Raw genomic sequence first — 10,790 nt, 5'->3', positions numbered from 1 at the left:
TGGACCTCGGCACCTTTGCCGCGCAGCTCGAGCGCAACGCCCTGCACGGCACGCTCCCGGCGGCGCGGGCGGGCGAGGTCACGGAGGCGGTGACGGCGGGCTACGCCGAGGGGCGTGGGGACCTGCCGTCCCGCATAGGGCTCTATACCGCGGCCGGTCTGCTCCGCCTGGCGCCACACGGCTTTCGCAACCGTGAGGAGGACTGGCCCGCCAAGACCGAGGCGGTGCTGACGCGGGCCGAGGCCCTGTTCGAGGCCGAAGCGCCGCGAGGGCGTTCGGGACGAGGGCGTTCGGGACGAGGTAGAAAAAACCCAAGGGTGGAGGTGACCGACCCTTTTGGGGTCGCCGACGACCCGGCGTTGGCCTTTGCGGCAAAGGCGCTCGAGCCCGTCGCGGTGACAGCCCGCCTCCACGAGGCTTTGGGAGACCCCGCGCTCGAGCTGCGCGGAATCTGCGTGCGCAGGCACAAGCGCGGCAAACGCTGCCTCATCACCTACGAGCTCACCTCTGCCGGGGGCGGCTTGAACGCCCTCGGCAAGGTCCGCGCCAAGGGCACCGACCGCAGGACGCTGCGCCTGCAAGAGGCGCTGTGGCGGCGCGGCTGGGACGACGACAGCGCCGACGGCATCAGCGTCGCGGAGCCGCTCGGGACCGTCGAGGCATTTCGGATGACGCTCCAGCGCAGCATTGCGGGGGTCTCTGCTCGAGACGTGCTCGGCCGGCCGGGCAGCACGGTGGGCATAGAGGCGGCCAAGCGCGTCGCCGAGGCGGCCTACAAGCTTCACCGGACGGGGGTCAGGCCGGAGCGCCGGCACGACATCGGCGATGAGCTCGCCATCTTGCGGAGGCGCCTGCTGGGGCTCGCCGCCAGGCACCCCCCCCTGTCGAAACGTCTCAAGCAGCTCCTGCGCGCCTGCGAGACAGTCGCCGCGCGGCTCCCCGAGGCCGCACCGACGGGTATCCACCGCGACTTTTACCCCGACCAGATTCTTATGGGCGCCGAACGCCTCTACCTCCTCGACTTAGACCTCTACTGCCTGGGCGACCCCGCTTTGGACCTCGGCAACTTCGTGGGCCACTTGAGCGAGCAGGCCTTGCGCGCGCACGCCGACCCCGACGCGCTGCTCGAGGCCGAGGAGGCGCTCATCGAAGCTTATGAGAGGTTGTCCGGGGCGTGCATCCGGCCTGCCGTACAGGTTTATAAAACCCTCACACTGGCGCGGCATATCGAGCTGAGCACGCGCCTTGCGGGGCGGGGCGCCTTTACGGAAGCGCTGCTCGAGCTCTGCGAGCGCCGGCTCGAGCCCATCCAAGCCGACACGCCCGCGCCTCCAGACCCCGTGCCTCCAGACCCCGTGCCTTCAGACAAGGACCGCGCCGAGAACGCCCCGGACGCTCTATGAGCCGGGCTCCGGTCTCCTCTCGCCTTTGGCGCCTGTCGAGGAACGCCGCGCACAAATGCCAGCAAAGCCCCTCGAGCCAAGCCACTGCACAAACCCACTGCACACAAATCCACTACAATGGTCACGGAGCATAGGGTCACGGAGCATAGCCATGCGCATTCTTATCGTTGAAGACGAACGGGACCTGGCGGAGCCGCTCATCGACCTGCTGCGCCGCGAGCGCTACGAGGTGGTCTGGGCGAACGCGCTCGAGCCGGCCTATGAGGCGCTCGAGGAGCGGGAGTTCGACCTGGCGGTGCTCGACGTGATGCTGCCCGAAGGCGAGGACGCCGGCTTCGACTTCGCCCGGAGCCTGCGCGACGCCGCGTTCGACGGCCGCATCCTCTTTTTGACCGCGCGCGATTCGGTCAGCGACCGCACCCGCGGGCTGGATTTGGGCGGTGACGACTACCTGGTCAAACCCTTTAGCCTCCACGAGTTTCTGGCGCGGGTCCGGGCGCTCCTCAGGCGCTCCGCCCAGACCAAGCGGGCGGTCTTTAAGCGCGGGCCGCTCCATCTGGACTTCAGCGCCCGGCGCGTCCTCTGGCAGGGCCGGGAGGTCGAGCTGAGCGAGCGCGAGTTCACCATCTTGGAACTCTTCGCGCTCTATCCCGAACGGGTCTTTACCGTCGACGAGCTGCTCGACCGCTTCTTTCCCGAGGCGGACTCGGGTCACCGCGTCGTGCGGGTCTACGTGAGCCAGCTCAGGCACAAGCTGGACGCCGGGCTGATCAGCACCGTGCCGGGAGGGTACCGGCTAGGCGGCGAATGAGCTTTCGGCTCAAACTCTTTTTGAGCATCGTCGTCGCCGTCGTCTGCACCGCGCTGATCGAGAGCTTTCTCGACTACCTTGCCGACCAAAACCGCAACCGGCTGGAGATGCAGGCGGAGCGGGAGCTGCGGCAGTACGTGGACGCGGTCATGGCCGCGCTCGCGCTCGAGGGGGGGATCCCGACCCTCACCGCCGGCGAACCGGTCGAGCCCCCGGCAGGCCGCGAGGGACATTTTCAGATCACGCTCGACAACGAACTCTGGCTCGGCGACGGCGAGCCCTTCCCTGAAGCGGCGGCCGGCTGGGCCAGATATGAGCGGCACCTGGGGCGCGGCTACCTCCTCGAGGTGGCGCTGGAGCGCACGCTCACCGAGCGCTTCGTCACCAGCGAGCTGTTTTCGGATATCGTCGACCTGCCGGTCTTTTTCGCCCTGGCCTTCGGCGTCGCCTGGTTGCTCACCCGGCTGGTGATGCGGCCCGTGCGGGAGCTGACGAGCGCCGCGGAGCAACTCGCCACCCAGCAGTTTTCCGGGCCCCTCTCGGTCCCGCCCGGCAACGACGAACTCAGCCAGATGGCGCGCTCTTTTAACCTCATGAGCGCGTCGATCCAGGGCCTGCTCGAGCGCGAGCGCGCCTTTACCCGCTACGCCTCGCACGAGCTGCGCACGCCCTTGAGCGCGCTGAAGGTGCAAGTCGAGCGGGCCGAGCTGGGCCTCGCGCCCACTGAAAAGGTGATGCCCGCGCTCTCGCGCAACATCCGCCGCATGGAGGAGGTGTTGAGCGCGCTGCTGGCGCTGGCCCGCTCCTCGGAGCGCGACTCCGAACAAACCCTGCTGCTGCCGCTCATCCAAGAGCTCCTGTCCGGCTTCCCCGCCCAGGCGAGGCGGCGCGTGACCCTCGCCGACAGGACGAAAACGCGCGTCAAGATTACCGACGCGCACCTCTTGTACCCGGCCCTGCGCAACCTGCTCGAGAACGCCTTTCGCTACAGCACCGGCCCCGTCTCCGTGAGCGTCGAGTCCTGCGCCGAGACCGTGATAATCCGTATCAGCGACACGGGTCCGGGCGTCCCCGAAGACATCCTCGGCAAGCTCACCAAGCCCTTTTTCCGGGCCGGCAGGCACAGCGAAAGCCTGGGGCTGGGCCTATCGCTCGTCGAGAGCATCGTCCACTCGCTGAAGGGCAGCTTGGAGCTGAGGAATACCGAGCGGGGGCTCGAGGCGGTCCTGACCCTGCCGATCAGCTCCGGCTAGCCGCCATGAGCAGGCTAGAAGGGGATATCCGCGCCCGCCAGGGCCTCTTTTTCTTTCGCCTCCCAGGGCTTGCGGCCGGCGCTGCTCCGCAAGAGCTGGTCGCGGTCGATGCTGAGGCTGGCCTTTAGCCAGGGGCAGGCCATTTCAAGCGCGCCCAGCTTGTCCTTGTCCACCCCCAGCGCCTCCGCCGCGTAGAGGGCGGTGCCCGCCCCGGCGCGGAGCTTGAGCCGGAGCGGGATCATGCCCGCGCACTCGTCGAGCCAGGAGCGCAGTTCCACCAACATGGTCTCGCTCGCCGCCTGCAGGTCGAACTCGATAAGAGCGACCTCGGGCAGGTTACCGCGCTTGTCCCAGCGGATGAGGCGTTCGGCGACCAGGCGCAAGCTGTCCTCTTCCCGGGCGACCTCGACGATGACGACCACCGGCGCGTCCTCGGCAAGTTCCGCCGCCATCTCCTCGTAGGCGCGGCTGAAGGCCACCACCTCGCGCGCGCCGGTCTCGTCGGCCACCGTAAAGCGCGCCATCATGCTGCCCGACTTCGTCGAGCGCTTGACCACGTTTTGCAAGATGCCTGCGAGCGCCGCGCGGCACCTGTGACCGCGCCCCGTGTCCTCCAGCTTGTCTCGGCACCAGCTCTCGAGCGCCTCCACCGTGCAGCTCGCCACGTCGGCCAGGCCGGGGTAGGAGTTCATGGGATGGTCGGAGATGTAGAGGCCCAGAGCCTCCTTTTCGAGCCGGAGGAGCTCGAGCCTGTTCAGGCTCACGCCCCCTTGCAGGGGTGGCGGCGGCACGCCCTCGGCGCCAAAGAGGCTCAGTTGGCCGCTCGCGGCGTTCTCGCGCTGCGCCGCGCCCCACTTCACGGCCGCCTCGACGGTCGCGAGCAGGGTGGCGCGCTCGCCAAAGGCGTCAAAGGCGCCGGCCTTGACGAGCGATTCGGTGGCGCGCTTGTTGACGAGCGAGGACTGCGCCCGCTCGCAGAAGTCATAAAAGTCCTTGAAGGGGCCACCCCTGGCGCGCTCCTTGAGGATATGCTCGACGGCGGCGTCGCCCACGTTCTTGACGCCGAAAAGACCAAAGCGCACCACCTTGCCGACCGGGGTAAAGTCCGCGCGCGACTCGTTGATGTCGGGGGGCAGAACCGCTATGCCCATGTGCCGGGCGTCGGCGGCGTATTCGGCGACCTTGTCGGAGTTGGCGCGCTCGACGGTGAGTAGCGCCGCGGCGAACTCGACGGGGTAGTGGGCCTTTAGGTAGGCCGTCTGGTAGGAGAGCATCCCGTAGGCGGTCGAATGGGCTTTGTTGAAGCCGTAGTTGGCAAACTTTTCCAAGAGGTCGAAGATCGCGTTCGCTTCGTCGGCGGGAATACCATTGTTGGCCGCACCCTTTTCGAAGATTGTCCGGTGCTTGACCATCGCCTCGACGATTTTCTTGCCCATCGCCTTACGCAGCAGATCCGCCTCACCCAAGCTGTAGCCCGCCACCGCCTGGGCAATCTTTAAGATCTGCTCTTGATAAACGGGAATTCCGTAGGTCTCGGCTAAAATCGGTTCCAAAAAGCTCTCGGCGACAGGAAACTGCCGGCTGTAATCCACCTCCTCGAGGCCGTGATGGCGGCGGATATAGGTAGGGATGTTTTCCATCGGGCCGGGACGGTAGAGCGCCGATACGGCAATCAGGTCTTGAATCCTGCGGGGCTTGAGTTTGCGCAGGGTATCGACCATGCCTCCCGACTCGAACTGAAAGACTCCGGCGGCGTCCCCGCGACTCAGGAGCTCGAAGGTTTCAGGGTCCTCGAGCGGAAAGTCGTCGGGATCGAGTTCGACCCCACGCGACTCCCCCACGATGCGCACCGCGGCTTCGATAAAGGACAGCGTCCTGAGACCCAAAAAGTCCATCTTGAGAAAGCCGAGTTCCTCGATGGAGCCCATGTCGTACTGGCAGACGATGGGGCCGTCGCCGCTGCGAAAGACCGGCGCGAGCTCCTGAACGGGCTCGCGCGCGATGATCACGCCCGCCGCGTGGACCGAGGCGTGGCGGGTGAGCCCCTCCAAGGCTATCGCCACGTCAACGAACTCCTGTGAGCCGGTCTGATAGTAGGTGCGCAGGTCGCTGACCTCTTCCATCGCCTTCTTGATGGGTGTCGAGCGCCCGAAGACCACCGGGATCAGCTTGGAAAACCTGTCGGCGTCGGCGTAGGGGGCCTCCAACACCCGCGCGGCGTCCTTGATGGCGGCTTTCGAGGCCATCGTCCCGAAGGTGGCGATTTGCGCGACCTTGTCCTCGCCGTACTTTTGCCGCACGTAGTCGACGACCTCCATGCGCCGGGTGTCGGAAAAGTCCACGTCGATGTCAGGCATGGATACGCGGTCAGGATTGAGGAAACGTTCGAAGAGGAGGCCGTACTGCAAGGGATCGACGTTGGTAATGCGGGTGGCGTAACAGACGATCGAGCCCGCGCCCGAGCCCCGGCCCGGCCCGACCGCGACGCCGTGGTCCTTGGCCCAGTTGATAAAGTCCGCGACGATGAGCAGATAGTCGGGAAAGCCCATCGAGATGATCACGCCGAGTTCGTACTCGGCGCGCTCCAAAATAAGCAGCGCCGCCCCCTGCACCGGGCCGGGTTCGGCCTTGAGCGCCTCTAGGTGCGCGTATGTCACGTACTTCTCGCCCGCCTCGCGGCTGGCGCGCTGGCACAGCTCACCCGCCGTCGCTAGGCGGAGGAGCTTGGCCTCGAGCCCTTCCGGCACCTCTAAGCCGGTCTCGGCGAGGTGATGGCTCAGATAGTGGCTGATGACCTCTTCGGTGATGCTCTGATAGCGCCCCATCAGCCCCTGGTAGGTCTGGACCCGCAACTGCTCTGCTAGTGTCCGGCCCTTGGGAATCGGCAGCTCGGGCATCTGGTAGACGCGCCTGGGGCCGATGGGCAGCTCGACGTTGCAGAGTTCGGCGATGTGCTGGGTGTTGGCGAAGGCGCCGGGGTAGTCCCGCTCGGGGATCAAGGCGGCCATTTCGGCGGGGGTCTTGACGTAGAACTCCTCGCAAGGGAACTTGAAGCGTTTGGGGTCCGAGAGCGTTGTCTTGGTCTGGATGGCCAAGAGCGCCTCGTGCGCCTTGGCGTCTTCCTTTTTGACGTAGTGGCCGTCGTTGGTGGCGACCATGCCGAGACCGTACTTGTCGGCGAGCGCTTTGAGCATCGGGTTGAGCCGGGTCTGCTCGCCCAAGCCGTGGTCCTGGAGTTCGATGAAGAAGTCGCCCCCGTAGATGTCCAGGTACTGCTTGAGCATCCCCTCGCCGGCGTCAAAGCCGATATCCAAGAGGTAGCGCGGAATCTGCGCGCCCAAACAGCCCGACAGCGCGATCACGCCCTCGGAGTATTCCCTGAGGAGTTCATGGTCGACGCGCGGCTTCATGTAGAAGCCCTCGAGCCAGCCCCGCGAATTGAGCTTGCAGAGGTTCTGATAACCTTTGAAATCTTTCGCCAGCAGCGTCAGGTGGAAGTAGCCGCCGTCGAGCTTGTCCGAGCCGCGCTTCTTTTCAAACCGGGAGCCCGCCGAGACGTAGGCCTCGAAGCCGATGATGGGCTTGACGCCCTCCTTCTCGGCGGCCTTGTAGAACTCGACGGCGCCGTGCATGTTGCCGTGATCGGTCATCGCCAGGGCGGGGTTGTCGGGGCTCGTCTCCTTGACCCACCTCATCAGGTCTGAAATGCGCGCCGCCCCGTCCAGCAGGCTGTAGGCGGTGTGCTGGTGGAGGTGGGCGAAGCGTTTGGGGGCGGTCTTGCCCAGCTCATTGTTGCTGGTCTCGGCGGGGGAACACATGGCCTCACTCTAACGCGGCCGGGAAGGAGGGTGGGTGAAAAACCTTTTTTTGTTTCGCGGGCCTTGCTTTATAGCGCCCCGAGGGTTTACAATTACTAGGTTTGCTTCCCCCGGCCCGCAGCGATGGGTGAGGGGGCAGGTTCATCTCTGTGCTCGCTGACCCCTTCGGGCAGCCACCGGCTACGACGTTCACGGCGCATTTACGAATCAGGCTACGCCAGAACCCTTTGAGAGGAAGTGATGTTTTGCCTACGGTCAACCAACTGCTGCGCAAGGGCCGCAAGACCCTGCCCAAAAAGAACAAGACGCCGGCCCTGAAGGGCAGCCCCCAGCGCCGCGGCGTCTGCACGGTCGTCAAGACCCAGACGCCCAAGAAGCCCAACTCGGCCCTGCGCAAGATCGCCCGGGTGCGGCTCTCGAGCGGCTTTGAGGTCACCGCCTATATTCCCGGCGAGAAGCACAACCTTCAGGAGCACTCGGTGGTGCTTATCCGCGGCGGCCGCGTCAAGGACCTGCCGGGGGTGCGTTACCACATCGTCCGCGGCGCCTTGGACACCCAGGGTGTCGGGGTCGGCCGCTACGTCCAGCGCAACCAGGGCCGCAGCAAGTACGGCTCGAAAAAGCCCAAAGCCGGCGCGAAGAAGTAAGGAAGGTACTTATGGGACGCAGACGCAGAGCAGAAGTCAGAAAGCTCGAGCCCGACCTGTTATATAGCGATACCGTCGTCACCGCTTTTATCAACAAGCTGATGAGGCAGGGCAAGAAGAACCTGGCCAGCCGTATTTTCTACAGCGCCTGCCACCTCATCCAGGAACGCTCCGGCCAGGAGCCCTTAAAGGTCTTCCGGCAGGGGCTCGACAACATCAAGCCGCGCACCGAGGTCAAGAGCCGCCGCGTCGGCGGCTCGACCTACCAGGTGCCCATCGAGGTACCGCCGCGCCGCGCCGTCTCCTTGGGCCTGCGCTGGCTCGTCGCCGCCTCGAACGCCCGTCCCGAGCGCACCGCCGCCGAGCGCGTGGCCGGTGAGCTTCTTGACGCCGCCGCCGGCCGCGGCGGCGCCGTCAAGAAAAAAGACGATGTCGAGCGCATGGCCGAGGCCAACCGCGCCTACGCGCACTACCGTTGGTGAGGAGAAGCTGACAGCGTCTGGGACGCTAAGCTGCGCTTAGTGTCAAATACGCTGAGGGAGAAAATATGGCAACCAAAACTGACATTGACCTGAAGAAGACGCGCAATATCGGCATCGCCGCGCACATCGACGCCGGCAAGACCACCCTGACCGAGCGCATCCTCTTCTACACCGGCCGCATCCACAAGACCGGCGAAGTCCATGAGGGCGGCGCCACCATGGACTGGATGGAGCAGGAAAAGGAACGCGGCATCACCATCACCTCGGCGGTGACCACGGCGCTGTGGCGCGACACCCGCATCAATATCATCGACACGCCCGGCCACGTCGACTTCACCATGGAAGTCGAGCGTTCGATGCGCGTCTTGGACGCCGCCGTGGCGGTTTTCGACTCGAGCCAGGGGGTCGAGCCCCAGTCGGAGACCGTGTGGCGCCAGGCCGACAAGTACAAGGTGCCGCGCCTCGCCTTCGCCAACAAGATGGACAAGACCGGCGCCAGCTACCAGCTCGTCTTGGACTCCATGCGCGAGCGCTTAGGCGCCAACGCCGTGCCCGTGCAGTGGCCGATGGGCGAGGAGGAGAACTTCAAGGGCATCATCGACCTCATCGAGATGAAGACCTACGTCTATATGGACGACTTGGGTCAGAACATCGAGGAGCGGCCGATTCCGGGCGAGTTCTTGGACATAGCCAGGGCCAAGCGCGAGGAGATGTTGGAGCGGCTCGCCGATGTCGACGACGACCTGGCCATGCTCTTTTTGGAGGGCGAAGAGGTCCCCAGCGAGCTGATCAACGCCGCCTTGCGCAAGGGCACCTGCGAGCTCAAGCACTACCCGGTGCTGTGCGGCTCGGCCCTCAAAAATAAGGGCGTGCAGCGCCTCCTGGACGCCGTCGCACTCTACCTGCCGAGCCCGCTGGACGTGCCGCCCATGAAGGGCGTCAACCCCAACACGGGCGAGGAGGAGTTGCGCGAGGTCGACGCCGACGCGCCCACCTCGGCCTTGGCTTTTAAGATCATGGCCGACCCCTATGTGGGCCGCCTCACCTTCGTCCGCGTCTACTCGGGCACCCTGGTGGCCGGCACCTACGTCTGGAACGTCGCCAAGGGTAAGAAGGAGCGCGTCGGACGCCTCTTGAAGATGCACGCCAACGCCCGCGAAGAGGTCGAGTCCATCAGCGCGGGCGACTTGGGCGCGGTCATCGGCCTCAGGGACGCCAGCACCGGCGACACCCTCTGCGACCCCGACCATCCCATCATCCTCGAGAGCATCGAAGTGCCCGAGCCGGTCATCGCCGTCGCCATCGAGCCCGTCTCCAAGGCCGACCAGGACAAGCTCTCCAACGGCCTGGTGAGGCTCTCGGAAGAGGACCCCACCTTCCGCGTCGAGACCGACCCCGAGACCAGCCAGACGGTAATCTCGGGCATGGGCGAGCTTCACTTGGAGATCATCGTCGACAGGCTCCGCCGCGAGTTTGGCGTCAACGCCCACGTGGGCGCGCCGCAGGTCGCCTACCGCGAGACCATCACCAGAGCGGTCAACGTGCAGGGCAAGTTCGTCCGCCAATCGGGCGGCCGCGGCCAGTACGGCGACGTGAGGATCAAGGCCGAGCCCTTGGAGCGCGGCAGCGGCTTCGAGTTCGAGAACGCCGTCGTCGGCGGCTCGATCCCCAAGGAGTACATCTCCGCGGTCCAAAAGGGTGTCGAAGAGGCCATGCAGAACGGCCCGCTGCTCGGCTTTCCCATCGTCGACATGAAGGTCTCGCTCTACGACGGCTCCTACCACGAGGTCGACTCGTCGGAGATGGCCTTCAAGATCGCCGCCTCGATGGCGGTCAAGGAAGCGATGAGCAAGGGCGGCGCCGCCGTCTTGGAGCCCGTCATGCGCGTCGAGGTGGTCACGCCCGAGCAGTACATGGGCGACGCCATCGGCTCTTTGAACTCCCGCCGCGGTCACATCCAGGGCATGCAGCCCCGCGGCAACGCCCAGGTCATAGGCGCCCACGTGCCGCTCTCGGCCATGTTCGGCTACGCGACCGACCTGAGAAGCCTGACCCAGGGCCGCGCCACCTTCACCATGTCCTTGGATCACTACGCTCAGGTGCCCAAGAACATCCAGGACGACCTGACGAAGAAGTAAGCCGAGCAGGCGGACTCCGGTCCCGACGCTCCCCATCCTCAAGCCCTTCAGTCCTTACGCTCTCGAGACACTTGCGGCCCGCAGCGCCGGGCCGGTTTCAAGGAGAAACAGTCATGGCAAAAGGTGTATTTCAGCGAACGAAACCCCACGTCAACGTGGGCACCATCGGCCACGTCGATCACGGCAAGACGACCTTAACGGCGGCCATCACCTTTACCGCGGCGGCGGAAGACCCCAC

8 protein-coding genes are annotated in these 10,790 nt (G+C 65.6%); 7 read left to right on the top strand and 1 reads right to left on the bottom strand.

Annotated features, from left to right (window positions below):
* The 3 genes from M3498_15695 to M3498_15685 form a co-directional block, all read left to right on the top strand.
* Window positions 1-1,403 (top strand): phosphotransferase (locus M3498_15695; GenBank protein ID MDQ3460723.1); only part of this gene is annotated, 1,403 nt, incomplete at its 5' end.
* A gap of 151 nt (window positions 1,404-1,554) precedes the next feature.
* Window positions 1,555-2,214: a response regulator transcription factor gene (locus M3498_15690; GenBank protein MDQ3460722.1), complete on the top strand. Its 660-nt coding sequence runs from the start codon at window positions 1,555-1,557 to the stop codon at window positions 2,212-2,214.
* Window positions 2,211-3,467 (top strand): HAMP domain-containing histidine kinase, encoded by a 1,257-nt coding sequence (locus tag M3498_15685; GenBank protein ID MDQ3460721.1) that lies wholly within the window; start codon window positions 2,211-2,213, stop codon window positions 3,465-3,467. The genes M3498_15690 and M3498_15685 overlap by 4 nt, the downstream gene beginning before the upstream one ends.
* Window positions 3,468-3,481: 14 nt before the next feature.
* Here M3498_15685 and dnaE read toward each other — a convergent pair whose 3' ends face one another.
* Window positions 3,482-7,285, bottom strand: coding sequence for a DNA polymerase III subunit alpha (gene dnaE, locus M3498_15680; protein MDQ3460720.1), 3,804 nt, complete (start codon window positions 7,283-7,285; stop codon window positions 3,482-3,484).
* Window positions 7,286-7,530: 245 nt separating this feature from the next.
* Here dnaE and rpsL point away from each other — a divergent pair, with 245 nt between their 5' ends.
* From rpsL to M3498_15660, 4 genes are all read left to right on the top strand, one after another.
* Window positions 7,531-7,932 carry a 30S ribosomal protein S12 gene (gene rpsL / locus M3498_15675; GenBank protein ID MDQ3460719.1) on the top strand — a complete coding sequence of 134 codons (402 nt, stop codon included), beginning with the start codon at window positions 7,531-7,533 and terminating at the stop codon, window positions 7,930-7,932.
* An 11-nt stretch (window positions 7,933-7,943) separates the two neighbouring features.
* Entirely contained in the window at window positions 7,944-8,414 is a 471-nt protein-coding gene (rpsG, locus tag M3498_15670) for a 30S ribosomal protein S7 (protein ID MDQ3460718.1), read from the top strand.
* Between the two features lie 65 nt (window positions 8,415-8,479).
* A complete protein-coding gene (gene fusA, locus M3498_15665; GenBank protein MDQ3460717.1) occupies window positions 8,480-10,552 on the top strand; it encodes an elongation factor G in 2,073 nt (690 codons plus the stop codon).
* Window positions 10,553-10,665: 113 nt separating this feature from the next.
* A partial coding sequence (locus M3498_15660) for a GTP-binding protein (GenBank protein MDQ3460716.1) occupies window positions 10,666-10,790 on the top strand: 125 nt, incomplete at its 3' end.

Source organism: Deinococcota bacterium, from assembly GCA_030858465.1.
Taxonomy (GTDB): domain Bacteria; phylum Deinococcota; class Deinococci; order Deinococcales; family Trueperaceae; genus JALZLY01.
Note: the sequence above shows the minus strand (reverse complement) of the source record. Positions and strands in the feature narration are given on the sequence as shown.

What these genes read in the sequence shown, in the direction of transcription:
- dnaE (MDQ3460720.1), bottom strand. Translation starts at nt 7,285, where the DNA reads ATGTGTTCCCCCGCCGAGACCAGCAACAATGAGCTGGGCAAGACCGCC.
- rpsG (MDQ3460718.1), top strand. Translation starts at nt 7,944, where the DNA reads ATGGGACGCAGACGCAGAGCAGAAGTCAGAAAGCTCGAGCCCGACCTG.
- M3498_15690 (MDQ3460722.1), top strand. Translation starts at nt 1,555, where the DNA reads ATGCGCATTCTTATCGTTGAAGACGAACGGGACCTGGCGGAGCCGCTC.
- M3498_15685 (MDQ3460721.1), top strand. Translation starts at nt 2,211, where the DNA reads ATGAGCTTTCGGCTCAAACTCTTTTTGAGCATCGTCGTCGCCGTCGTC.
- fusA (MDQ3460717.1), top strand. Translation starts at nt 8,480, where the DNA reads ATGGCAACCAAAACTGACATTGACCTGAAGAAGACGCGCAATATCGGC.